Origin of the sequence: Variovorax sp. Root473, from assembly GCF_001426505.1 — a bacterium.
Classification (GTDB): domain Bacteria; phylum Pseudomonadota; class Gammaproteobacteria; order Burkholderiales; family Burkholderiaceae_C; genus Variovorax.
The window spans coordinates 786,217-808,211 of the sequence record NZ_LMEV01000017.1 but is presented as its reverse complement, the minus strand read 5'-3'; the positions used below and the strand labels follow the sequence as shown (position 1 = coordinate 808,211).

At 65.4% G+C, this 21,995-nt stretch carries 22 protein-coding genes, 1 tRNA gene and 4 pseudogenes; 9 read left to right on the top strand and 18 right to left on the bottom strand.

The annotated features are described in order from the left end of the window. The first annotated feature begins 92 nt into the window (after positions 1-92). A complete protein-coding gene (locus ASD34_RS17070; protein WP_056579772.1) occupies positions 93-440 on the top strand; it encodes a hypothetical protein in 348 nt (115 codons plus the stop codon). Positions 441-812: 372 nt separating this feature from the next. On the opposite strand, the gene ASD34_RS17065 is transcribed toward ASD34_RS17070, so the two are convergent. The 4 genes and pseudogenes from ASD34_RS17065 to ASD34_RS17050 form a co-directional block, all read right to left on the bottom strand. Further along, entirely contained in the window at positions 813-1,085 is a 273-nt protein-coding gene (locus ASD34_RS17065; protein WP_056579769.1) for a hypothetical protein, read from the bottom strand. 32 nt (positions 1,086-1,117) lie between these two features. After that, the gene (locus ASD34_RS17060) at positions 1,118-1,792 is read right to left on the bottom strand and encodes a class I SAM-dependent methyltransferase (RefSeq protein WP_056579767.1); all 675 of its coding nucleotides are present in this window, start codon (positions 1,790-1,792) and stop codon (positions 1,118-1,120) included. Between the two features lie 11 nt (positions 1,793-1,803). Beyond that, positions 1,804-2,004: pseudogene (locus tag ASD34_RS17055) on the bottom strand (thioredoxin reductase); the annotation flags it as partial. Positions 2,005-2,006: 2 nt separating this feature from the next. After that, positions 2,007-2,448 (bottom strand): annotated as a pseudogene (locus ASD34_RS17050) (Rrf2 family transcriptional regulator). A gap of 586 nt (positions 2,449-3,034) precedes the next feature. On the opposite strand from ASD34_RS17050, the gene ASD34_RS17045 reads away from it, so the two are divergent. From ASD34_RS17045 to ASD34_RS28305, 6 genes and pseudogenes are all read left to right on the top strand, one after another. Further along, positions 3,035-3,853 carry an alpha/beta fold hydrolase gene (locus tag ASD34_RS17045; RefSeq protein ID WP_056579765.1) on the top strand — a complete coding sequence of 273 codons (819 nt, stop codon included), beginning with the start codon at positions 3,035-3,037 and terminating at the stop codon, positions 3,851-3,853. 215 nt (positions 3,854-4,068) lie between these two features. Continuing rightward, a complete protein-coding gene (locus ASD34_RS17040) occupies positions 4,069-5,085 on the top strand; it encodes an alpha/beta fold hydrolase (protein WP_056579763.1) in 1,017 nt (338 codons plus the stop codon). 48 nt (positions 5,086-5,133) lie between these two features. Then, complete coding sequence (locus ASD34_RS17035; protein ID WP_056579762.1) at positions 5,134-6,549, top strand: aldehyde dehydrogenase family protein; 1,416 nt, start codon at positions 5,134-5,136, stop codon at positions 6,547-6,549. Between the two features lie 92 nt (positions 6,550-6,641). Next, positions 6,642-6,836, top strand: coding sequence for a hypothetical protein (locus ASD34_RS28310; RefSeq protein WP_235510098.1), 195 nt, complete (start codon positions 6,642-6,644; stop codon positions 6,834-6,836). Continuing rightward, complete coding sequence (locus ASD34_RS28600; protein WP_414929881.1) at positions 6,808-6,912, top strand: alcohol dehydrogenase catalytic domain-containing protein; 105 nt, start codon at positions 6,808-6,810, stop codon at positions 6,910-6,912. The genes ASD34_RS28310 and ASD34_RS28600 overlap by 29 nt, the downstream gene beginning before the upstream one ends. Positions 6,913-7,092: 180 nt before the next feature. Then, positions 7,093-7,296 (top strand): annotated as a pseudogene (locus ASD34_RS28305) (alpha/beta fold hydrolase); the annotation flags it as partial. 191 nt (positions 7,297-7,487) lie between these two features. Here ASD34_RS28305 and ASD34_RS17025 read toward each other — a convergent pair. The 5 genes from ASD34_RS17025 to ASD34_RS17005 form a co-directional block, all read right to left on the bottom strand. After that, positions 7,488-9,293: a cytochrome c biogenesis protein DipZ gene (locus ASD34_RS17025; protein WP_056579758.1), complete on the bottom strand. Its 1,806-nt coding sequence runs from the start codon at positions 9,291-9,293 to the stop codon at positions 7,488-7,490. A 135-nt stretch (positions 9,294-9,428) separates the two neighbouring features. Then, positions 9,429-10,793 carry an ATP-binding protein gene (locus ASD34_RS17020; RefSeq protein ID WP_056579756.1) on the bottom strand — a complete coding sequence of 455 codons (1,365 nt, stop codon included), beginning with the start codon at positions 10,791-10,793 and terminating at the stop codon, positions 9,429-9,431. A 121-nt stretch (positions 10,794-10,914) separates the two neighbouring features. Beyond that, positions 10,915-11,331, bottom strand: coding sequence for an organic hydroperoxide resistance protein (locus ASD34_RS17015; protein ID WP_056579754.1), 417 nt, complete (start codon positions 11,329-11,331; stop codon positions 10,915-10,917). 132 nt (positions 11,332-11,463) lie between these two features. Next, positions 11,464-12,945, bottom strand: a complete 1,482-nt coding sequence (locus ASD34_RS17010) for a M81 family metallopeptidase (RefSeq protein WP_056582460.1) — start codon at positions 12,943-12,945, stop codon at positions 11,464-11,466. A gap of 2 nt (positions 12,946-12,947) precedes the next feature. Continuing rightward, complete coding sequence (locus tag ASD34_RS17005) at positions 12,948-13,973, bottom strand: tripartite tricarboxylate transporter substrate binding protein (protein WP_056579752.1); 1,026 nt, start codon at positions 13,971-13,973, stop codon at positions 12,948-12,950. 150 nt (positions 13,974-14,123) lie between these two features. Here ASD34_RS17005 and ASD34_RS17000 point away from each other — a divergent pair, with 150 nt between their 5' ends. Beyond that, positions 14,124-15,071: a LysR substrate-binding domain-containing protein gene (locus tag ASD34_RS17000; protein WP_056579750.1), complete on the top strand. Its 948-nt coding sequence runs from the start codon at positions 14,124-14,126 to the stop codon at positions 15,069-15,071. A gap of 175 nt (positions 15,072-15,246) precedes the next feature. Next, on the top strand, positions 15,247-15,990 hold the full coding sequence (locus ASD34_RS16995) for a response regulator (protein ID WP_056579748.1): 744 nt from the start codon (positions 15,247-15,249) through the stop codon (positions 15,988-15,990). 13 nt (positions 15,991-16,003) lie between these two features. Here ASD34_RS16995 and ASD34_RS28490 read toward each other — a convergent pair whose 3' ends face one another. From ASD34_RS28490 to pheT, 9 genes and pseudogenes are all read right to left on the bottom strand, one after another. Then, a complete protein-coding gene (locus ASD34_RS28490) occupies positions 16,004-16,132 on the bottom strand; it encodes a hypothetical protein (RefSeq protein ID WP_268810577.1) in 129 nt (42 codons plus the stop codon). 1 nt (position 16,133) lies between these two features. After that, a complete protein-coding gene (locus tag ASD34_RS16990) occupies positions 16,134-16,700 on the bottom strand; it encodes a thioredoxin family protein (RefSeq protein WP_414929880.1) in 567 nt (188 codons plus the stop codon). A gap of 21 nt (positions 16,701-16,721) precedes the next feature. Beyond that, complete coding sequence (locus tag ASD34_RS16985) at positions 16,722-17,105, bottom strand: hypothetical protein (RefSeq protein WP_056579744.1); 384 nt, start codon at positions 17,103-17,105, stop codon at positions 16,722-16,724. A 322-nt stretch (positions 17,106-17,427) separates the two neighbouring features. After that, a pseudogene (locus ASD34_RS28595) lies at positions 17,428-17,906 on the bottom strand (phosphotransferase family protein); the annotation flags it as partial. Positions 17,907-17,997: 91 nt separating this feature from the next. Continuing rightward, positions 17,998-18,306 carry an enoyl-CoA hydratase/isomerase family protein gene (locus ASD34_RS16975; RefSeq protein ID WP_235510097.1) on the bottom strand — a complete coding sequence of 103 codons (309 nt, stop codon included), beginning with the start codon at positions 18,304-18,306 and terminating at the stop codon, positions 17,998-18,000. A 204-nt stretch (positions 18,307-18,510) separates the two neighbouring features. Then, a tRNA-Pro gene (locus ASD34_RS16970) sits at positions 18,511-18,587 on the bottom strand. A gap of 26 nt (positions 18,588-18,613) precedes the next feature. Beyond that, complete coding sequence (locus ASD34_RS16965; protein WP_056579742.1) at positions 18,614-19,072, bottom strand: MerR family transcriptional regulator; 459 nt, start codon at positions 19,070-19,072, stop codon at positions 18,614-18,616. A 73-nt stretch (positions 19,073-19,145) separates the two neighbouring features. Beyond that, positions 19,146-19,520: an integration host factor subunit alpha gene (locus ASD34_RS16960; RefSeq protein ID WP_056582445.1), complete on the bottom strand. Its 375-nt coding sequence runs from the start codon at positions 19,518-19,520 to the stop codon at positions 19,146-19,148. Positions 19,521-19,522: 2 nt separating this feature from the next. Continuing rightward, complete coding sequence (gene pheT / locus ASD34_RS16955; protein WP_056579741.1) at positions 19,523-21,964, bottom strand: phenylalanine--tRNA ligase subunit beta; 2,442 nt, start codon at positions 21,962-21,964, stop codon at positions 19,523-19,525. Between the last annotated feature and the right edge of the window lie 31 nt (positions 21,965-21,995).

Here is a 21,995-nt window from a genome sequence, read left to right as displayed (position 1 = left end):
CCGACGATCATGCGGTGGGCTTGGCGAGAAGTCGCGGCGAGTCTTCGCGACGCCTTGGGCTGCTGTCCGGCGCAGATTGAACGGAGGCCATCGTGAAGTCCATCACGGTCCAGATACAGCCAGAGAAATCACCCGGTATCGACCTCGCCCGACTCACTGAGCTGTTCACCGCGTTGGCGGGTCGTGCAGAACTGGTGCAACACCATGCCTTCGACAGCGGCACAGACGGCGGCGCCGACTTCAACTTCACTTTCGGAACGCGGAATGCGGGCGAGCTGTGGCGCGCGATCGTTGACCTCATCTACCAGGCCCCAGAGCACAAGACGCATATGGCCTCTGCATCGATGGCCATGTGCTCCGGCGAGTCCGGGTGGTACGCGTATATCCAGCTATTCCACCGGGACCCCTCGGTGCCTGTGGTGTCGGCGCCAGGCATCTGAACGCTCGGATGAGAGTTCGCGTCTGGCGCCAAGACGCAGCTTGCATGCTGGCACGGGCTGGAGGCAAGGCGAAACTTCGGGAAAAATGGGGCCTGATCTACCGAAGCGAGAAGTCGCCAAAAAAGCTCGGCACTCGATTGGCAATGAGAGCCTTGGGCTATTCCGGTCATGCAACATTGACCGAATGAGTTCGCGAGGCGCTGCCTGAGCCAGAAAAGCTACGGTTGGGAGGACGGGGCGTGAATCCAATCGGACCGCTGGCCGTTCACGTCAAGCAGCGACTGCGATCGTGCTCTGATGACTACCCGATTGCGTCAGGGCGGGTCTTAGCCCAGACGGCTACAGTCGTCAGCGGCCAGTGACGAGTTCCGATCACGCGCTCTTCTTGCGAAGCTGATTCAGCACCTGGAAGGGGCGGTCGGCGCACGCCAGTTCTTCAGGGCGGTTCCGGACGCGTTCGATGGCCACCAGAAGCTGCGCCTTGTTCTGCGCCAGTCGCTCCTGCAACTGCTCGATCTCGACGACCTTGCGCTTGCCATCGTGGCTTGCATGCGCAAGCTGCCGATCATTCTGAATGCCACGGTAGGAACCGGCAAGCCATCGAAAGAAGGCGGCAACTTCCCAGGGCGATGCGAAGGCTGACATCGCGCCACCAGGCGGCCAGTTGGCCTGATCCCTCATGGTCTGCGGGCGACCCAGCCCTTGAAGGTGAACGCGCAATAGAAAAGTTCGATATCAGTGAATCCGGCCTCGCGAAGCAGATCGGCATCCTGCTGGGGTGAAAGTACGGGTAGCCGCTCCTTGATCGCTGCGATGCTGCCTTCGGCCTGTGCCATAGGCACGCCGGAAGCAGCCGCGAACGCTGCATTGCGCGCGAGCCATCGGTCCCTGACAGGATCCTCGCTGGGAAAGCTGTGGTGCGCAACGACAAGGGGGCACCCGGGCTTGAGCCGCAAGTGGATTTCCTTCAAGGTTCCGAGGCGTTCGGCCGAGGGCAGAAAGTGAAGCGTGAGAAGACAGGTCGCGCCATCGAAAGGCCCGATGGGCGCACTGTCGATATAGCCTTCGTGCAGCCGCACAACAGGCGTCATAGGTCCGAGGGTCGTGCGGGCCAGGTCGAGCATCTCGGCAGAAGGGTCCACGCCGTCGAAGTGCCAAGCGGACTGCATCTCGGCCAAGGCCTTCAACTCGAGCCCGCCGCCGGCGCCGAGCACCAGGATGCGTGCGTCGGCAGGCGCGCGTTCAGCCAGCAGCACACCCGCCATCCTGTGCAAGTCCCGAAGGCCGGGCACTATCCTCGCGGTCCTCTCTGCATAGCTCGATACGGCCGCCGGGTCGAAAAACGGGGTCATCAGATGCCGCCTTCGACCTGCTGGCGCGCGCTCGCCGCGAGCTCGCCGGCAGGCACGCCATCCTGGCCGAGAAATTCATGCGAATGGCTGGCAAAGCGGTTGCGCCGCTCGCCCGCGTCGATCACCAGCACAGACCTGCGCGCTCGTACCAGTTGCAAGTTGGCGGCCATTCCTGCATAGCGCCCGTGGATGACGATGACGTCGTGGTGCATGCTCAGATCCTTTTGCGTCGTGCAGCCGCATGCCGGCGCGCCAAGTCCGCGGCCAGATCAGCGAAGGTGATCTCCGAGAACCGCTTGCGCAGCAGCTCCTCAGCCTCGGCAAACGTGCCTTCGGGCGCGGCGTTCACCGCCTGCTCGACCAGGCACTTTGGTGTCTCGTTGTGGTTGCCGATGGCAAACATGGCCGGCTCGCACCAGCGCCTGGTGCAATTGGCGAGAGTGATGGAGCCAAGGTCGGCATCGATGCGCCATCCACCCATGTGACTTCGATCCGAAGTCACGATGGCCGCTTCGCGCAGGCACCCCATGGTGCGCCGGACGACGACGGGGTGGTGCCCAAGCGTTGGGCCAAGGTGTCAGAAGTGACGGGACCATGCTGCTCGGCCATAGCAGCAGCACATGTAGGACGGAAGACAGGCGGCCATCTCGTTTCATGTAACTAATGATGTTTCATTTGAAGTCTTGCGTCAAGAAAGATTTGACCTGCGGCTCCCGTCGAGTCTTGTCGACTGACATTCAAGACAGTGGCGACGCCTGCCTCGCACCGTCTTGGCCCGGCTGAAGCGTTGCTCGATGAGCTTTCTCCGATGTGGGTACCTGTTGCGTTTTGCGTCGATTCATAAGACAAGCCGTGTGAGTTAAGAACTGCTGCGAAGTGCGAAACCTCGCAGCGCCCGAGCGTCCGGATTTTTCGCCGCCAACGCATGCTCGAACTGATCTGCGGATGCGTGTGTATCTAGGCCGCCGGAACTCGCATTGCGTTTCATTGGCGAGCGCTTTGGTGTCTCCCGCGCAGCACTTTCCGCGTTGACGGTGACAGCGAAGAAATCCTTGCCCGCAACGCATTCGCGTAATTCTTCATGTCCCCCGAGCCCGCAGACACAGTGGCATACAGGCATCTGTCGTTCGCTTGGAGGCGCGCCCTATAAACGCGGCCGTGCTTTGCCCTCACCACGCTCGTCACGAGTTGCAAAGGGCGATCACTCGTCTATGCCCCCACTTCAACCGCAGGAAAATCAAAATGAAAACCCTGATCCGCCGCTTTACCCGCACCATTGCCGCCGTCGGCCTCATGGCACTGGCCGGCGCCTTCGCCACGCTCAGTGCTTCGGCACAGACCGCGAGCACTGCGCAGCGAACCAAACCCACAGTGGTGCTCGTGCATGGCGCCTTTGCTGAATCGTCGAGCTGGGACGACGTCATCCGCAAGCTTGAGGCGCAGCACTATCCAGTGATCGCTGCCGCAAATCCGTTGCGCGGCGTCAAGTCCGACGCGGCCTACGTTGCGGGCGTCGTCGATGCGGTAAAGGGACCTGTGGTTCTGGTGGGCCACTCGTACGGCGGCTCTGTGATCTCCAGCGCCGCCACCGGCAAGAACAACGTGAAGGCGCTTGTCTTCGTCGCCGCGTTCGCACCCGAAGCCGGTGAGTCGGCCGCCGATCTCGCCGGGAAGTTTCCCGGCAGCACGCTCGGGCCCGCGCTGGCACCACCGGTTGCGCTCGCCGATGGCGGCAAGGATCTGTATATCCTGAAGAACAGGTTCCACGATCAATTCGCGGCTGACGTGCCAGCCGCCGCTGCGCGCCTGATGGCCGCGACGCAGCGTCCCATCGCCGAGTCGGCGCTCGGCGAGCCGGCCGGCGAACCCGCATGGAAGACGGTGCCCTCTTGGTTCATCTACGGCGACGGCGACAAGAACATTCCGCCGGCGGCGCAGGCCTTCATGGCCCAGCGCGCCAAGTCAGTGAAGACGGTGGTCGTCAAGGGCGCATCGCACGTGGTGATGACGTCGAAACCCGACGTGGTCGCCAAGCTCATCGTTGAAGCCGCGAGCCGATAGGCGCACTCCTGCGGCGGCTCGTCGACACGCAGGTCGACAAAACAGCATGTCGATGGGCCGTTCACCGCACCCAATGCTTGGACATACGAAATGTATTGTCGAAAAAACGGCGGTAGACACACAGCGATACGAAGCATCGGCCGAATGCTGATCCTGCGGGGCAACATTTGCACCTGCCAGTCCTTCCACTCACACCTGCCCCTTCGGAGATTCCAATGACATCGTCCTTCCAACTTCCCCGTAGAACCTTCCTCACTGCGACGGCGCTCAGCGCTGCGGCTGCCCAACTCGCAGCGGTCACGCCGGTCTTCGCCCAGACCTCCGGTGCGCTCAAACGCCTCGAACCGCTCAAGAGCATTGATGCCGGAACTCTCAACATCGGCTACTACGAGGCTGGTCCGGCCAACGGCGCGCCGGTGATTCTCTTGCACGGCTGGCCGTACGACATTCACATGTTCGTCGACGTGGCGCCTGCGCTTGCAGCGGCGGGCTTGCGCGTCATCGTGCCGTATCTGCGCGGCTACGGAACCACGCGGTTCCTCTCGGCCGACACGCCACGCAACGGGCAGCAGTCCGTGGTTGCCGTCGACATCATCGCGCTCATGGATGCGCTCAAGATCCAGAACGCCACCGTGGCGGGTTGCGACTGGGGTGCGCGCACAGCCTGCATCATGGCCGCGCTTTGGCCAGAGCGGGTCAAGGCGCTGGTCTCGGTCAGCGGCTACCTGATCGGTAGCCAGGAGGCCGGCAAGACGCCTCTGCCACCGCAGGCCGAACTGCAATGGTGGTACCAGTTCTACTTCGCGACCGAGCGCGGCCGCGCGGGCTACGAGAAGAATCGCCACGATTTCGCCAAGCTCATCTGGCAACTTGCGTCGCCGAAGTGGAACTTCGATGCGACCACGTTCGATCGCAGCGCCGTGGCATTCGAGAACCCCGACCACGTTGCCATCACGATCCACAACTACCGCTGGCGCCTTGGCCTTGCCGAAGGAGAAGCCAAGTATCAGGCGCTCGAGAGCCGACTCTCCAAAGCTCCTGTGATCGGCGTGCCGACCATCACGCTGGAGGGCGACGCCAACGGCGCGCCGCATCCGGAACCCGGTGCGTATGCGAAAAAATTCTCCGGCCGCTACGAGCACCGGCTGGTCAGCGGCGGCATCGGCCACAACCTGCCGCAGGAAGCACCCGAGGCCTTTGCGAAGGCCGTGATTGACGTTGCACGCGGGTAAAGCGCCGTTCGGTTGGCAAACAACCTTCTCAAAACACAGGAAACGACCATGTGGAGCCTCCATCAGGCGTACATCGACGGCGCCTTCGTGTCCGTGCAGGGCAGCGAGCGGCTCGACGTCGCCAATCCCGCGACCGAGCGAGTCATCGGCACGGTCACGCTCGCGAATCGCGAAGATGCGAAGCGTGCGATCGACGCCGCGAACCGGGCCCAGCCCGCCATGGCGGCCAGCACACGGGCGCAGCGGATTGAGATGCTCGGGCGCCTGGAAGCCGCCGTGCTCGCGCGCACCGACCAGATCCGCGACGCCACCATCGAGGAGTACGGCGGCCCGCTGTCGCGTTCGCAATGGGTCAGCAACTACGCCTCGCAATGCTTCGCCAGCACGGCGCTGATGCTGAAAGACTACGCCTTCGAACGTCGCATGGGCGAAGCCACGGTGATGATGGAGCCGGTCGGCGTTGCTGGTCTCATTGCGCCCTGGAACAGCGCCGCGGGCAGCATCTGCAGCAAGCTGGCTTCGGCCATTGCCGCGGGCTGCGCATCGGTCGTCAAGCCCAGCGAGCTGGGACCACTGCAAGCACAGGTGGTGACCGAAGCGCTGCACGATGCGGGCCTGCCGGCCGGCGCTGTCAACGTGCTGCTGGGGCGCGGCATCGACGTGGGCGATGAAATCTCCACGAGTCCGGGCATTGCGAAGATCTCGTTCACCGGCTCCACGCAGACCGGCAAGCTCATCGCACGCGCGGGCCTGGAGACGATGAAACGCGTGAGCCTTGCGCTCTCGGGCAAGTCGGCCACCGTGGTGCTGGACGACGCCGACCTGGCCACCGTGCTGCCCATGGCACTGAACGCCGCCTTCATGAACAACGGCCAAGCCTGTGTGGCCGGCACGCGCCTGCTCATCCCGGCCTCGCGCATGCAAGAGGCCATCGGCCACCTGCGAGCCGCCGCGGCCGCCATGCGCGTAGGCGATCCGCGCGATGCCGCCACCGCGGTCGGACCACTTGCGAGCCGGGCGCAGTTCGAGCGCGTGCAGCGCTTCATCCGCCGCGGGCTGGCCCAGGGCGCCACGCTCGTGGCCGGCGGCGAGGGCCGGCCCAAGGGCTTCGACAAGGGCTGGTTCGTGCGGCCGACTGTGTTCGCCGACGTACACAACGACATGGACATTGCGCGCGAGGAGATCTTCGGCCCCGTGCTCTCGGTGATCGGCTATGGCGACGAGGACGAAGCCGTCGCCATTGCGAACGACTCGCCGTATGGCTTGCAGGCGTACGTGTTCTCCTCGCAGCCGCAGCGCGCACTGCGCGTGGCCTCCAGGCTGCTGGTGGGCTCGGTGCTGGTGAACCGCATCGCGCCAGAGCTGATTGCGCCTTTCGGCGGCTTCAAGCAGTCGGGCATCGGCAGGGAGTTCGGCCTCTTCGGCATGGAAGCGTTCCTGGAGCCCAAGACCATTGCCTTGTGAACAGCCTCGCGCAGGCGGACCCACGTGCGGCGTGAGCAAGATCGCTTCCAAACGGCGCCAACCCTTCTTTCGAACCTCAATGTGAATAAGGAATGGCACTGAAAGCAGTTGCGATGAACCAAACCGGCGATGTCGGCGTGTTGGCTCATGTGGATCAGCCGGACCCACTACCCGCCCCAGGGATGGTCCCGGTGCACATCGCTTTTGCCGGCGTCAACTTCATGGACATCGGTGCGTCAGGGCATGGCATAGACAGAAATGCCCAATCTGAAGATCCTGGGCGTTGAGGGCGCAGGCCGCATGCAGGCCGTGGGCGAAGGTGTTGACGGCGTCGCGGTCGGTCAACGTGTGGCCTGCGTCTAAGCACCCGGCAGCGACGCGCGGAAGATCGCCATCCCGGTTGATCCGCTGGTGTCCGTCCCCGACGGTATCGACGAAAAGATCGCTGCCTCGGTGATGAGGCAGGGGCTGACTGCCAGCCATTTCGCCACCAATTTTTACCCGGTCCAGCCGGGTGATCGCTTTTGTCCACGCAGCCACGTCAGCGAAGACCTGAAGAGAATCGACGTCTGCACGCTGATCCTGCACGCAGACGACGGCCAGATCGTACCCCTCGCCGACTCCGCATTGCTATCGGCCAAACTCGTGAAAGACGCCCTCCTGCAAGTCTACAAAAGCGCGCCCCACGGCATGTGCACGACCCACAAGGGCGAAGTCGACGCCGATTTGCCGGCATTCGCGAAGGCCTGGAGGGCGACATCTACAAAACGTTATCTCAGCAATGCAGGCCCGACCGGCGACAGCATCCCGATCCGGGCTGGCGCGGGTCGCGAAGCTCACGGCAAACATTGCAGCATCGCTGAACACTGTGGGTAAAGAAAAGGGAAAGGGGCGTCCAATCCATGGACGCCCAGTCAACTTACACGCCGACGGCGACTTCAGCCGAACGTGAAGGCGTACGCCTGAGCCCCACCGTCCAGAAACTCGATCTCGAACAGCCGCTCCTTCTCGCCCTTCGTCTGGCGAACGAGCTGGTAGAGCTTTTGCGCCTCGATCGTCCCGTAGCCCTCTGCATCGGTGTCGGTGCCGTGGTCCGCGAGAGGCGCCTTGCCGTCGATGAGCACACGAAAGCGCACCGGCTTGCCATCGGTCATCGGCCCGAGCACCAGGTGCAGGTCGCGCGCCTGGAAGCGGTAGGCGATGCGGCCGTTAGGCCGGTTGGACACGGCGCGCTCGGGCTCCACCGTCCATTCGCCGGCGAGCGCCCACTGGTTCGTGCGCAGCATCACGGGGCTTTGGTAGACATGCGCACGGCCGTTCACCAGACCGCCGGGCGATGCGAAGCCTTGTGCCCGCTCTGCGCCCACATAGGTCTCGCCCGACATCGCGAGCTTGTTGCCCGGCGCAGCCTGGGTGCCCTCGCCCTTCGGTGCAACCACGCCATCCGGCAGGTTGCGCTGTCCGGCTTCGGCCAGCAACTGCTGGAGGATCTGCTCGACCTTGTCGTATTGGTTCTCGCCGAACTGGTGATAGCGGATGCGGCCTTCTGCATCGATGAAATAGAACGCGGGCCAGGCCTGGTTGTCGAAGCCGCGCCAGATCTTGAAGTCGTTGTCCAGCGCCACCGGGAAATCGATGCCGAGGTCCTTCGTCGCCTTGCGCACGTTGGCCGAACGCTTCTCGAACGCGAATTCGGGCGAGTGCACGCCAAGGACGACGAGGCCCGCGTCCTTGTACTTCTCGGTCCAGGCGCGAACGTAGGGCAGCGTGCGCAGGCAGTTGATGCAAGAGTAGGTCCAGAAGTCGACCAGCACGACCTTGCCGCGCAGAGCCTCGGGGGTCAGCGGCGGCGAGTTGATCCATTCGGTCGCGCCGGCGAGCGAGGGGAACTGGCCTTCGATGCCGAGCCTGCGCACGGGCGTCGGTTCGGGGAGCACGGCAGCCGTTTTGACGAAGCCGGTGTCTTGCTGCTGCGAGGGCGATTCGACCAGTGGTCTGGATGGTGGTTGCGGCTTGGACATGTCGATCTGCTCCACGAGTGCTTGTTCGAGTGCCGAGGTGGTGCCCACCGAGAGCTGGCTGAGCACGCCGGTGTCCAGCCCCAACGCAATGGCGCCCACGCCCACCAGAACGGCCACGCCCGCTCCGCGGCGCACCCATTCGCTCGTGTGCAGCGACCGCTTCATGACCGCGAACACGCGCCCGCCGAGCAGCAGCGCCGCCGCCAGCGAGGTGCATGCACCGGCCGCATAAGCCAGCAGCAGCACCGAGGTGCCGACGCTCGCGCCGTTGAGCGCCGCGCCCGTCAGGATGAGCCCCAGGATCGGTCCCGCGCACGGCGCCCATAGCAGGCCCGTGCCGACGCCCAGCAGCAGCGGCGAGAACACCGAAGCCTTTGCGTTTTGGTCCTCGGGTTGCGCTTCGGCCAGGCGGATGCCCAGCGCCACCAGGGGCCGGCTCATGCGGTCGGCCAGGCTCGGGAACAGCAGCGTCACGCCGAACAGCGCGAGCATCGCGATCGCGGCATGGCGCCCGTACTCGTTGACCGTGACCACCCAGCCGCCGCCCACTGCTGCCAGCGTGGCGATGGCGGCGAAGGCCACCGCCATGCCCAGCAACATCGGCAGGCCGTGCGAGCCGAACGGACGGTCGACCCGCGCGAACACGAAGGGCAGCACCGGCAGGATGCAGGGGCTCAGGATGGTGAGCACTCCGCCGAGGTAGGCAATCAGAAGGAGCAGCATGGTTCGGGTCTCGTCTGTGGTGGTCGAAGCGCACGGTCGGGGCGTGCGGGGGCTTCACGGTCTCGACGTACGAGCCGCGGGTTGCAGGAAGCAGATGGAATGGAAACGGCTGCGGCGTGCGCGGCCCGCTTTCCTCTAGGTGATTCGCGTGGGCATGGTCAGGCGTGCCTCCAGTCCGCCTTCGGAGCGGTTCTGCAGCTTGAGCTCGGCGCCCATCGCCATCGCCAGCTGGTGCGCGATGGCCAGGCCGAGGCCGGTGCCGCCGGTGCTGCGGTTGCGCGAGCTCTCGACGCGGTAGAAGGGCTTGAGCACCGCGTCCAGTTCGTCGGGCGGAATGCCGGGGCCGTTGTCGACGACGGCGATGGCCAACTGCCCCTCGCCGGCCTGCACGCGCACGCGCACATCGCTGCCGAAGATCAGCGCGTTGTCGATCAGGTTCATGACGATGCGGCGCATCGCGTTCGGGCGGCCCACGATCGGCGCGCCCGCCTTGCCTTCCAGGTGCACCGTCTTGCCGGCATCCTCGTAGTCGGCCTGCATGCTTTCGAGCAGCGCATCGGCATCCATGCGCAGCGGCGGCTCGGTGGCACCGTGCAGCGTGCGCGCGTAGGTCACGCCTTCGCGCACCAGCGAATTCATCGCGTCCAGGTCCTGGCGGAACTTGGTGCGGTCGTGTTCGTTGTCCATCATCTCGGTGCGCAGCCGCATCCGCGTGATCGGCGTCTGCAGGTCGTGCGAGATGGCCGCGAGGATCTCCACGCGTTCGGACATGTAGCCGCCGATGCGCTGCTGCATCGCATTGAAGGCGCGCGCGGCGTGCGCCACTTCGGTGGGGCCTTCTTCCGCGAGCTTGTGCGCCTTCAGGTCGGGCCCCAGGTCGTCGGCGGCGGCTGCCAGCTCGGCCAGCGGCCGCGTGACCAGCCGCACGGCGACCCAGGCGCACACGGCCAGCACCAGCAGCTGGATGGCCAGCAGCCACATGACCCAGCGCGACACCGGCATGCCCACGCGGCGCGCATGCACGACCACCGAGGCACCATCGGTCATGCGCACCTGAATCTCCAGGCCTTCGGGCGGCTGCAGCACTTCGCCGACCTTGACGATCTCGAATGGGCGCATCGCATCGACGATGGCGGCGGCGAACTGCTGCGACAGCAGCGACTGGGGCGCCACGCCCTGGGCCGTGCCGCCCAGCACGAAGCGGTAGTTGCGCCGCTCCAGCTTCTCGAGCCAGGCGGGGCGTTCGGCGGCGGGCAGGCGGTCGAGGATGGCGACCGAGCTGGCGATGTCGCGCTCGATGCCGATCATCATCAGCTCGCGCATCGCCATATCGCGCTCGTAGCGGATGGCGGCGAAGGTGAGCAGCTGGGCGATCGCCAGGCCCACCACGATGATCAGTGTCACGCGGGAGAACAGCGATCGCGGCGCCAGGCGGCGCAGGCTGCCGGTCTTGCCGGCAGAAGGATTCACGACGACGGGGCTAGCGGGTGAGGTGGACATGGGCTCGTTTATAGACCCGGGCCTCGTTGGAAAGCCCCTCGCATGTATCGCAGTGTGTTCAGCAGCAAGCAGCGACATGGAACATTACCCGTGCAGGCCTGTTGTGTGTGAGGTCTCGGGGTCAGACCACCTGGATGGCGACGTCGATGTTGCCGCGCGTGGCCTTGGAGTACGGGCATGTCTCGTGCGCCGCATCCACCAGCGACTGGACGACGTCGCGCTCGATGCCGGGCACGCTGACGTTCAGGCGGGCCTTCAGGAAGTGCGCGCCGTCGGTGTGGGCCAGGTCCACCTCGGTGTCCACGGCCAGGTCCGCGGGCAGCTTGATCTTCAGCTTGCCGGCGGCCAGGCCCATCGCGCCGATGAAGCAGGCGGACCAGCCGGCGGCGAAGAGTTGCTCGGGGTTGGTGCCGATGCCCGGGCCGCCGGGGGAGGAGAGCTTGATGTCCAGGCGGCCGTCGCTGCTGGTCGAGGTGCCGTCGCGGCCGCCGGTGGTGTGGGTCTTTCCGGTGTAGAGGATCTTTTCGGTGGAGGTCATGGTGTTTCCTTGGAAGGGTTGGTTGGGAACGGACCGGATTGTTGGGTCGCTCCCCGCCGACGGGTGCACCTTGCGTATGCCTTTGTATCTGCCCAAGAAACCCACACAGTACGTTTCACGGCCGGGCGGATTTCAGCCCGCGCCGCGTGGTCGCGTGCGCATTTCCCTGGCCAGGTTTTGCCACGGCAGCTGCGACGGATCGGCGATGAACGGCCCGGGCGACCGCACCACGAGGATCTCTTGGGCGATGGCCGCGAAGTCGGCGCGAAAGTGCACCGAGCTCTTGTTCACGAGGATCTTCATCTGCTCGGGCGCGATGCCGACGAGGTGGTACATGTTGCGGTCCAGCAGTTGCGCCTTCGCCGAGCTCACCGCGATGCGCACGCCGCCGATGCGAAGGCACGCCATCGGCCCGAGGTCGGAGGCCTTGCCGTTCATCATCGGACCGCCGTAGACGAACTTGCCGTCGGCCAGCGCTTCGACCTGGAAACTGCCGCGCAGCGGTGCGTCGCCCTCGACCTGCGGACAGCCGCCCAGTGCGATGTCGATCCATGCGCCCACGCCCGCCGCATGCGCTGCAGCAGCGGCGGCCGGATCGCAGATGAGGCCCAGCGCCGCATCCTGCGCGCCGTGCTTCAGGAGCGCGCGCAGCAGGCCCGTGGTGTTGGAGTCGCCACCGACACCGGGGTTGTCCTGCGTGTCCGCGAGGATCACCGGGCGCGTGGCCGTTTGCGCGACCTGCATCGCGCGCAGCACCGCGGCATCGGGTTCCTCGAAGTGCACCGCCCATTGGTGCTCGGGATGGCAGATGCGGGAGAACAGCGCATCGATGGCCCGCTCGATACGCGCCGCGTCGAAGCCGTAGCCCCAGACCACCGGGCCGCACTGCGCGAAGTCGGAGGCCGGAAAGCCAGGTGCGAACGAGAGCGAGAGCACGCCCTCCTTCTCCAGCTCTTCGAGCAGGTCGTACATGCCGCGCGCGGGCTGCATCATGGTGGACATGCTGTTCACCGGGATGAGGAACGGCACGCGCCGTGCCACGCGATGGGCGGGTGCGTCGCTGCCGGTGAGGGCGAGCAGCAGCTCGCCGGCGCGGCGGCCCGTGTCGGCCATGTCGATGTGCGGATAGGTGCGATACGCCACTAGCCCATCCGCGAGCGAGAGCATCTGCGTGGTGACGTTGGCATGCGAATCGAGCGACACCACGATCTTCATCTGCGGCCCCACCACCGCGCGGATGCGCGCAAGCAGTTCACCTTCGCCGTCATCGAGGTGCTGCGCGACCATCGCGCCGTGCAGGTCGAGGTAGATCGCATCGAACGATGCCGTCTTCGCCGCTTCGATGATCTCGCCCGCGATGCGCTCGTAGGCATCGGTGGTCACATGCGCCGAGGCGCCCGCGCCGGCCCAGATGACGGGCGTGACGGCATGCCCCTTCTCGCGCACGAAGTTGATGAAGCCGCTCGCGGGCAGGTTGACATTGAGCAGGCCGAAGAGCCCTTCGCCCCGCACGAGACCCGGAAAATCTTCGCCGCGCACGAAGCTGTCGTACGAGGCCACGGTGGGCGCGAAGGTGTTGGTCTCATGCTGGAAACCGGCGACGAGGATGTTCATCATCATTGGGCGGTCAGTTGAATGGAGCGGGCCATCTTCTTGAACTTCTCCGTCTCCTGGACGTAGAACTTCGCGGAGTCGGCAAGGGGTTGCGGCTTCATGGGCACCGTGCCCGACAGGGCCAGCGCCTTGACCATCTCGGGCGACTGGATGGCTTGCTGCGAGGCCTGCAGCAGCACGCGCAGCCGATCGTCCGGAATGCCGGCCTTGGACATCACGGCCAGCCAGACCGAATGCACGAATTCGCTCTTCTTCGCAACGTTTCCTTCGGAGATGGCGGGCACGTCGGGCAGCGTGCGCATGCGCTGCGTGTCGAGCACGTCGATGGCCTTGATCTTGTGGCCCTCCAGCAGCTGGATCGAGGCGCCCAGGTTCGGCAGGATCGTGATGTCGATCTGCTGGCCGACCAGATCCTGCATCATCGGCGTGGCGCCCTTGTAGGGCACGTGCAGCAGCTTGGCGCCCGTGGTCTGCGCCAGGTATTCGGAGACGATGTGGTACATCGAGCCGTGCCCCGGGCTGCCGAAAGTGAGGCTCTGGCTGCCGGGCTTTCTCGCGGCGGCGATGAGCTCCTCGAGCGACGCATACGGCAGGTCGTTGCGCGCCATCACCACCAGCGGGTGCGTGGAGATCGGCGCGATCAGCGCGAGCTCCTCGGGCTTGTATTTCGCCGATGCGTTGGACAGCGGTGCGAGGATCGCCTCGTTGGGCGACCCCATGATGAGCGTGTAGCCGTCGGCCGGCTTGCTCAGAAGACGTTGCACGGCGAGTGCGCCGCCTGCGCCCGGCAGGTTCTCGATGATGAGCGGCTGCCCGAGCAACTTCGCCATCGACGGCTGCATGGCGCGCGCGAGCACGTCGGCGGGGCCACCGGGCGGGAAAGCGACCAGCATGGTCACCGGCTTGGACGGAAAAGTCTCCGCGGCGAGCGCCGGGCCGGCGGTCGCCGCATTGACGACAAGCGCGGCCGCAAGGGCGGCGATGCCCGCGAACGCGCGGGCGATGGGGGTCTTCGGAATGTCTCTCATGGGATCCTCTTCTTTCCAGACTGCGTGGAGCGGGCGGTGGACGCGGGGAATCGCGTGGAACAAATTGTTCGGGGTAGCATCTGTTCGAGCAACAGCAACTTTTTGACCACTTCGTTGCCTGCCAGGCAACGATTGCGAGGAGCGAACGCCATGCGTGACATCAACCAGAAGCGACTGAAGTACTTCCACGAAGTGCTGGTTCACGGCTCGATCCGCGGCGCGGCCGATGCGCTCAACACCGCGCCTTCAGTCATCACGCGGCAGGTCGCATTGCTGGAAGAAGAATTGGGCCTGCTGCTCTTCGAGCGGCAGGCGCGCGGCGTCGCACCGACCGATGCCGCCTTCCACCTGCTCGAGTACTGGCGCGGCTGCCAAGCGCACCAGGAGCAACTCATCGAGCGGCTGCGCGCGATCGAGTCGATGGACGCGGGCACCGTGCGCATCGTCGCCAGTGAGGGCTTCGTCGACGGGTTGCTGGCGCAGGTGGTCGCGCCGTTTTGCGCGGCGCACCCGAAGCTCTCGGTAGTGCTCGATGCGCTGCCCGCGAGCGAGCTGATCGCCGAGGTGGTGAGCGATGCGGCGCACATCGGTCTGGCCTACAACCCGCAGTCCGATGCGCAGCTCGAGTTCTTCGCCAGCGCCGCCGCGCCCGCCCAACTGCTGGTGCGCGCGGGGCATCCTCTGACGAAGATCGCGGGCCCGCTGCAGATACGGCAGATCGCCGGTTACCCGCTGGGCCTGATGCCGCCGGGCTACGGCGTCGGGCGGCTCGTGGAGCTGCTGGAGTACGCGGAGCACGTGAACCTGCGCCCGAGCCTGCGCAGCAACTCGGTGATCGCTCTCAAGCGCTTCGTGCGCTCCACCGATGGCGTGACTTTCATCGGCGCGGGCCTCGCGGCGGCGCCGGAGATCGAGGCGGGGCACCTCGTTGCGCTCGACCTTGCGCACCCGCTGTGCAGGTCGGCGCAGGTGCGATTGGTGGTGCGCCAGGGGCGGCCGTTGCCGGTCGCGGCCAACCGGTTGCTCGCGCAGATCGGACAGAACTTCTCGGTGTTCGCCGCAAAGCGCCCCGCCGCAAAGAAGGAGCGCCGCCGCTGAAACGCCCAGCGGTCGCGGGGCATCCGGGCCGCTGCGCCGGCAGGCCGGCCGAGCGAGAGGCGAAACATAGTGTCGCGCCGCTCGCTGCCAGATACTTGCGAATACAAACCCCCTGTCCGTTCGCTGCAGGCCGGATACATTGCGCTGCGGTGCACATCACACCTCACCCACTGTCATGACCCCAAAGACATCCGACCACATCCTCATCGTCGACGACGACCGGGAAATCCGCGAACTGCTCACGACCTACCTGGTCAAGAACGGCCTGCGCGTGGTGGCGGTGCCCACCGGCCGGCACATGCGCGCGGCGCTGGAGGAGTCGGGGCCCTTCGACCTGATCATCCTGGACCTGATGCTGCCGGGCGAAGACGGGCTGACGCTCTGCCGCGATCTGCGCACCGGCAAGTACAAGGCCACGCCGATCCTGATGCTCACCGCGCGCAGCGAAGAGGCCGACCGCATCCTGGGCCTGGAGATGGGCGCCGACGATTACCTGGCCAAGCCTTTTTCGGCGCGCGAACTGCTCGCGCGCATCCGCGCCGTGATGCGCCGCACGCGGATGCTGCCGCCGAACATGGGCACGGTGGAGCCCTCACAGAAGCTGGCCTTCGGCGACTGGCAGGTGGACACGGTGGCGCGCCATCTGCTGGACCACAGCGGCACGATGGTGGCCCTGAGCGGCGCCGAGTACCGGCTCTTGCGCGTGTTCCTCGACCATCCGCAAAAGGTGCTGAGCCGCGACCAGCTGCTGAGCCTCACGCAGGGCCGCGAAGCCGAACTCTTCGAGCGCTCGATCGACCTGCTGGTGAGCCGCCTGCGGCAGCGGCTGCGCGAGGATGCGCGCGAACCCCGCTACATCAAGACGGTACGCAGCGAAGGCTATGTGTTCGCCTCGTCGATCGAGGCGCGGGACGACTGAGCGTCCCGCCGCTTCACGTACGATTGCGTTTGCGGGCGCCCACAAATTCACGGGCGGTGATGCATTGGCAACTCACGGGATTTCGCATTTCATGTGCGACTCCGCCCGTAAAGAAGAGGAGTGCGAACCAGAGCTTCTTCATCTCAGCCTCCTGTCGATGGCGACGCCAACGGTTGCTCGGCCAGCAGAGCCTGGATCTTTTTCTCCGTGGTGCCGTAGCTGCCTTCGCCGAAGTGCGAATAGACGATCTTTCCCTGCTTGTCGATCAGGTAGACCGCGGGCCAGTACTGGTTATTGAAGGCCTTCCAGGTGGCGTAGTGGTTGTCCTGCGCCACGGCATGCTTGATCTGCAACCGGTTGATGGCGTCCTGCACGTTCTTCGTGGACTTCTCATACGCGAACTCCGGCGTATGCACTCCCACGACGACGAGGCCCTTGTCCTTGTACTTCTCGTTCCACTCCTTGACATGGGGCAAGTGGTTGAGACAGTTGATGCAGGTGTAGGTCCAGAAGTCGACGAGCACGACCTTGCCGCGAAGTTCCTGCAGCTTCAGCGGCTGGGAGTTGAGCCATTGGTCGATGTTCTGGAATTCGGGTGCCATCTCCGCGGCCCTGGAGGCAATGTCGCCTCCAGACGGCGGTGCCGCCGCAGTGAGTATGCCGACCGAGGCCGCGACAGCAGCCATGCCGAGAAGCACATGGGATTTCATGGTCACTGCGAGCCCCGACGTTCAGCGCAGGGTGACGCCGTCGGCGATTCCAGCCTGACGCGTCGGGAGCACCCCGTGAATGCGGTATTGGACCGGCACCCGGCTGTTTACGAAGGCCTCGACATAAAGGTTCTGGCCCGGTGCGTGAGCGACTGCGCGGGATTCAGACCGCGCGGCGGAGGGGTCACGCGGAGACGGCAACGCCGCGATCACAACTGAAGAGGCGCCTTCCGCATACGGATTTGCGGAATGCGCAGCGGCAACGGCCTGGGCACGAACGTCGCTGCGGCTGAGCGTCGAGTGCGTCTGCAGCACACCTTCATATTCTTCGGCATGGGCCTGTGCCGCGGTGAGAGCGATGAGGACTGAGAACGAGGCAGCACTGGTGATTCGGGAGAGCTTCATGACAAATTCCTTGGTAGTTAATTGAGCTTGGGTAGAGGACCAAGGAATTGTTCGCTCGGCGCGTTCCTTCCGGCGCACATTGCGTGTGCCTGTGTGTCAGCACTTGGAAGTGCACACACTACGTTTCATGACCTGCCCCCTTCCAGCCGTACCAGCGTAATGGCAGTGAAGTCCGTCAACTTGGAGAATGGCGGACATGGGAAAGAGCAGATACACCGAGGGGCAGCTTGTCCAGGCCGCAGTCGATGCAAAACACCACATGATCGTCGCCCATGCGGTGACCAACGCAGTAACCGGTCGAGGCCAGCTGGCCGTCATCTCCAACGTACTGCTTGCTCCAGCGAACCGATCTGGCGCTCGAGATAGTTCCCGGGCTTTCCGAAATCGGCCAGGCCGTGCTGCGCGAACTTCACCGCATGCACGGCGGCGATCACGCGGTTCATCTCGTCGTAGGTCCCACAACACGTGGCCCTGGACGAACTCCATGATGCAGCAGGCACGGCCGATGACCGACTCGTCTTCGCAGAGGCAGTGCATGCGCGGCACCGGCACGCCGGTGCCGGCAAGGGCACGCATGACCTTGAGCTCGCGCTCCACCGCGTGCGCGGAAGGCAGCAGCTTTGCCACGGGGACCGGCTTGGCGCGCATCGCGTAGCTACGCGTGGGCGTCACGAGCTTGTCGGTCGGGTTGGATTGCCCGCCCTTGAACATCTCCACCGTGAGGGGGCCCGTGAACCCATCGAGGTTGCTTTCGAGCCATGCAGCGAGCGCGTTCACGTCGAAGCGGTGCTGCCGGGCCATGGCACGCGTGCCGGCGAATTTCTCGGCGTCCTGGGTCAGGTCCGTCCAATGATCTTGAGCGACGTGAAGCGCCCGGTGCGGTTCGCAGGGGTCAGCGTCCTTGAAAACTCGGCGCGCGCTTTTCCGCGAAGGCACGGCGCCCTTCGATCCGATCGGCGGAATCGCGCAGGTTGCCGAAGCTCTGCTGCTCCAGCTCGAGGCCGGCTGTCAACGGCAGCTCCCGGCCGACCTGGGCCAGCCTCTTGGCGGTGACCACGGCCAGGGGCGCATTCGAGGCGATGCGCTGCGCGATCGAACGCGCGGCCGTCGCGAGATCCGGTGACGGCACCACCCGGCTGACCAGCCCGATGCGCAGCGCCTCCTGCGCATCGATGCGCTCGCCGGTCAACAGCAGCAGCATCGGTCAATGGCATGGCTACGTCGAGGAGACTGGGGGTACAAAACTGCCAGCTTAGAGGCCCATGGGGTTTGAACCCCCACCTGTACCCCCACTTGATGCTGGCTGTCACTGGATTTCAGTGTACGACCGTGGACATCCGCTCCCCAGCTCACCAATGAAAAAGGGCGTCCGATGGATGAAACCGGACGCCCTTGGACGTTTTGTTGGTCGGTGTGAAAGGATTCGAACCTTCGACCCCTTGCACCCCATGCAAGTGCGCTACCAGGCTGCGCCACACACCGAAGCTCTCGATTATAGCGGGCTAAATTCAGTGCCCGACGGTCAACAGCTCACGAATTTCAAAGAGTTCGCGACGAAGGTGCAACAACTGCGACAGGTCGACCGTCTGCGCGGCTGCGGCGGGCCCGGGTTCGTCCTGCACGGCCGCGTCGAATTCTTCCTGGCCGATCTCGATGGCCTCCAGGCCTTCGAGCGGCACTTCGCCTGCCTTGCGGCGATCGCGCTCACCCTGTGTGAGCTCCTGCAGCTTGTTGCGTGCACCGCTGATGGTGAAGCCCTGGTCGTAGAGCAGGTCACGGATGCGGCGGATCATCAGCACCTCGTGGTGCTGGTAGTAGCGGCGGTTGCCGCGCCGCTTCATGGGGCGAAGCTGCGTGAACTCCTGCTCCCAATAGCGCAGCACGTGCGGCTTCACACCGCAGAGTTCGCCGACCTCACCGATGGTGAAGTAGCGTTTGACTGGAATCGGCGGGAGCGCTTTCTCCATTATTTCCATTGAAATCAAGACCGTGCGCGGGAAACCTCATAGATTACTCTACGCGGCGGCGCAGCACCAAGCACTATTCCGCGCCCAGGCTCCACTCGACTTCCGATGTACCGTCCTGCGGCTCGACGCTGCCCTGGATCTGCTCCTTGAGCTTGGCGCTCGCATGGAAAGTGGCCACGCGGCGCTCACCGATCGGAATGGCTTCGCCGGTGCGCGGGTTGCGCCCGGGACGCGGCGCCTTCACGCGGATCTGGAAGTTGCCGAAGCCCGAGATCTTCACGTCCGTGCCTTCGATGAGGCTGCTGGCGACGAGCTCGAAGAACGCCTCCACCATGTCCTTCGACTCACGCTTGTTCAGACCGATCTGCTCGAACAGCAGGTCGGCCAGGTGCGCCTTGGTGAGCGCCGGCGTTTCGAGGGCTTCGAGCGTGAATTCGGCGGCGTTCATCTTCATCCTCTCAAGCGGCCGCCCAGGGTGGCGCCCAGTTGTTCGACGATTGCACGGATTGCAGGCTCGACCTGCTCGTCCGTCAGCGTGGCGACATCACTCTGGAAGGCCAGGCGCACGGCCATGCTCTTCTCGCCCGGCGCCAATGCACCCGGCGCCGCGACGGCGCCTTCTCGCAACGGCTGCGGACGGTAGATGTCGAACAGCGTTGCATCGCGCAGCAGGCCCGAGGCGGACGCGCCCGCGCGGATGGCTTGCATCAGCGCATCGTGCGACACCGCTTCGGCCACGACCACCGCGATGTCGCGTTCGACAGCCTGCAGCTTGGGCACCGGCTGCGCCACGGGCACGGGACGCGCCGTGACGGCGTCGAGGTCGAGTTCGAACAGCACGGGCGCTTGCGTGAAGTCCCACTTCTGGCGCCAGCGCGGATGCAGTTCGCCGATGAAGCCCACGGCCTGGCCGTCCAGCAGCACACGGGCCGAACGGCCGGGGTGCAACGCCGGATGCTCGGCCGCCTCGAAGGTCGGCACGCGCGGCGCGAGCAGCGCTTCGACGTCACCCTTGACGTCATAGAAGTCGGCGCGTTGCGGCTTGCCATCCCAGCGCGACGCTTCAGCATCGCCCCAGGCGAGGCCGGCCACGCGCATGGGCTGGTTCACCCCGCGCACGGTGCTGTCGGTAGTGACAACGCTGTCGTCGCGCAGGAACACGCGACCCAGTTCGAACACGCGCACACGCGGTGCCTTGCGGTCGAGGTTGAACTTGAGCACCTGCAGCAGCGAGCCGAGCAGCGACGAGCGCATCACGCTCATCTGGCTGGCAATGGGATTCAGCAGCTTGACCGGATTGGCATTGCCCGCCAGGTCCTGCTCCCAATGGGCCTCGACGAAACTGAAGTTGATGGTTTCCTGGTAACCCAGTGCTGCGATGCTGCGACGCACCGCAAAGCGACTGCGCTGCGCTTCGGGACGCACACGGGCCGTGATCGGCGCGAGCGGCGCGGTGGTCGGCAGGTTGTTGAAGCCGATCAGGCGCGCCACTTCTTCGATGAGGTCTTCCTCTATCAGCAGGTCGAAGCGGTGCGGCGGCGGCGTGACGGTCAACGTGCCTTCGCCTTCGACGAGGGCGAAGCCCAGGCGGTTGAGCGCGTCGGCGCATTGCGCCTGCGTCAGCGGCATGCCGATGACGCGCGCGGCACGGGCCACTCGCAGCGTGACGGGCGCGGCTTCGGGCAGGCGCAGCGTCTGGTCGTCCATCTTGCCGGCTTCACCGCCGCAGATTTCGACGATCAGTTGCGTGATGCGCTCGATGATCTGCACCGTGCGGCTCGGGTCGACGCCGCGCTCGTAGCGGTGGCCGGCGTCGGTCGAGAAGTTGAAGCGGCGCGAACGGCCTTGCACGGCCTCGGGCCACCAGAACGCAGCCTCGACGTAGATGTTGCGCGTGTCGTCGGTCACCGAGGTGGCGTCGCCGCCCATGATGCCGGCGAGCGATTCGACCTCGCGGTCGTCGGCGATCACGCCGACTTTTTCGTCAACCGTGATCGTGGTGCCGTTCAGCAGCTTGAGCTGTTCGCCCGCCTTGCCCCATCGCACCGTGAGGCCGCCATGAATCTTGTCGAGGTCGAAGATGTGGCTGGGCTGGCCGTACTCGAACATCACGTAGTTCGAGATGTCGACCAGCGGCGTCACGCTGCGCTGGCCGCAGCGCGCGAGGCGCTCGATCATCCAGGCCGGCGTCGCGACCTTGGTGTTCACGCCGCGCACGATGCGGCCGGAAAAACGACCGCACAGGTCGGGTGCATCGACCTTGACGGGCAACACGTCGGCGAACGACGCAGCCACCGGCGCGATGGCCGGCGTCTTCAGCGGTGCACCCGTGAGCGCCGCGAGTTCGCGCGCCACGCCGTACACGCTGAGGCCGTGCGCCAGGTTCGGCGTGAGCTTGAGGGTGAGCAACGCATCGTCGAGCTTGAGCACGTCGCGCACGTCGGCGCCGAGGGGCGCGTCGGCGTCGAGTTCGAGCAGGCCGCCGTGGTCTTCGCTCAGCTTCAGCTCGCGCGCCGAGCACAGCATGCCCTGGCTCTCGACGCCGCGCAGCTTGCCCAGCTTGATGAGGAAGGGCTTGCCGTCTTCACCCGGCGGCAGTTCGGCGCCGACGAGGGCGCACGGCACCTTGATGCCGACGCGCGCATTGGGCGCGCCGCACACGATGTTCAGCAAGGCGCCCTGCCCCACGTCGACCTGGCACACGCGCAAGCGATCGGCGTTCGGGTGCTGCACGGCTTCCTTGATTTCGCCGACCACGATGCGCGTGAAAGGCGGCGCCACCGGACGGCGCTCTTCGACTTCGAAGCCGCCCATGGTGAGCGTTTCGGCCAGTGCGGCGCTGTCGAGGGGCGGGTTGCAGAACTCGCGCAGCCAGGATTCCGGGAATTGCATCTCTTCGATCTCGATCTGGTTTTTCTATCTG

Coding starts and splice junctions, on each gene's coding strand:
- ASD34_RS17065 (WP_056579769.1), bottom strand. CDS start 1,085: ATGTCAGCCTTCGCATCGCCCTGGGAAGTTGCCGCCTTCTTTCGATGG.
- ASD34_RS17060 (WP_056579767.1), bottom strand. CDS start 1,792: ATGACCCCGTTTTTCGACCCGGCGGCCGTATCGAGCTATGCAGAGAGG.
- ASD34_RS17045 (WP_056579765.1), top strand. CDS start 3,035: ATGAAAACCCTGATCCGCCGCTTTACCCGCACCATTGCCGCCGTCGGC.
- ASD34_RS17040 (WP_056579763.1), top strand. CDS start 4,069: ATGACATCGTCCTTCCAACTTCCCCGTAGAACCTTCCTCACTGCGACG.
- ASD34_RS17035 (WP_056579762.1), top strand. CDS start 5,134: ATGTGGAGCCTCCATCAGGCGTACATCGACGGCGCCTTCGTGTCCGTG.
- ASD34_RS28310 (WP_235510098.1), top strand. CDS start 6,642: ATGGCACTGAAAGCAGTTGCGATGAACCAAACCGGCGATGTCGGCGTG.
- ASD34_RS28600 (WP_414929881.1), top strand. CDS start 6,808: ATGCCCAATCTGAAGATCCTGGGCGTTGAGGGCGCAGGCCGCATGCAG.
- ASD34_RS17025 (WP_056579758.1), bottom strand. CDS start 9,293: ATGCTGCTCCTTCTGATTGCCTACCTCGGCGGAGTGCTCACCATCCTG.
- ASD34_RS17020 (WP_056579756.1), bottom strand. CDS start 10,793: ATGTCCACCTCACCCGCTAGCCCCGTCGTCGTGAATCCTTCTGCCGGC.
- ASD34_RS17015 (WP_056579754.1), bottom strand. CDS start 11,331: ATGACCTCCACCGAAAAGATCCTCTACACCGGAAAGACCCACACCACC.
- ASD34_RS17010 (WP_056582460.1), bottom strand. CDS start 12,945: ATGAACATCCTCGTCGCCGGTTTCCAGCATGAGACCAACACCTTCGCG.
- ASD34_RS17005 (WP_056579752.1), bottom strand. CDS start 13,973: ATGAGAGACATTCCGAAGACCCCCATCGCCCGCGCGTTCGCGGGCATC.
- ASD34_RS17000 (WP_056579750.1), top strand. CDS start 14,124: ATGCGTGACATCAACCAGAAGCGACTGAAGTACTTCCACGAAGTGCTG.
- ASD34_RS16995 (WP_056579748.1), top strand. CDS start 15,247: ATGACCCCAAAGACATCCGACCACATCCTCATCGTCGACGACGACCGG.
- ASD34_RS28490 (WP_268810577.1), bottom strand. CDS start 16,132: ATGAAGAAGCTCTGGTTCGCACTCCTCTTCTTTACGGGCGGAGTCGCA.
- ASD34_RS16990 (WP_414929880.1), bottom strand. CDS start 16,700: ATGAAATCCCATGTGCTTCTCGGCATGGCTGCTGTCGCGGCCTCGGTC.
- ASD34_RS16985 (WP_056579744.1), bottom strand. CDS start 17,105: ATGAAGCTCTCCCGAATCACCAGTGCTGCCTCGTTCTCAGTCCTCATC.
- ASD34_RS16975 (WP_235510097.1), bottom strand. CDS start 18,306: ATGCTGCTGCTGTTGACCGGCGAGCGCATCGATGCGCAGGAGGCGCTG.
- ASD34_RS16965 (WP_056579742.1), bottom strand. CDS start 19,072: ATGGAGAAAGCGCTCCCGCCGATTCCAGTCAAACGCTACTTCACCATC.
- ASD34_RS16960 (WP_056582445.1), bottom strand. CDS start 19,520: ATGAACGCCGCCGAATTCACGCTCGAAGCCCTCGAAACGCCGGCGCTC.
- pheT (WP_056579741.1), bottom strand. CDS start 21,964: ATGCAATTCCCGGAATCCTGGCTGCGCGAGTTCTGCAACCCGCCCCTC.